The organism is uncultured Jannaschia sp., assembly GCF_947494025.1.
GTDB lineage: Bacteria > Pseudomonadota > Alphaproteobacteria > Rhodobacterales > Rhodobacteraceae > Jannaschia.
The window spans coordinates 1-260 of sequence record NZ_CANLTQ010000187.1 but is presented as its reverse complement, the minus strand read 5'-3'; the positions used below and the strand labels follow the sequence as shown (position 1 = coordinate 260).

The window sequence follows — 260 nt, the reverse complement described above, 5'->3', positions numbered from 1 at the left end:
CATCGGCGATGCGCGGATGCCGCCCGAGCTGCTGTCGCAGATTTCCGAGGGCGAGCCGGTCGCCTCCGTCACCGCCCCTTTCGGGATCATGCTTCGCATGACCCTGCCGGGCAGTGGACGGCGCCTGTGACGGGCGGGCCTGCCGCGATGCCATCGCAGACCGGGGTGCCGACGCGATCATCCCGCCACGCCGCAACGCCAGGCCCTGGAAGAAGGACAGCCCCGGTGCGGCAGGCAGAAACGAGGCGCTGCGTGCCATC

At 71.2% G+C, this 260-nt stretch carries 1 pseudogene; it reads left to right on the top strand.

Features of this window, described 5'->3' with window-relative positions:
• Positions 1–260 (top strand): annotated as a pseudogene (locus tag Q1B08_RS21870) (hypothetical protein); the annotation flags it as partial.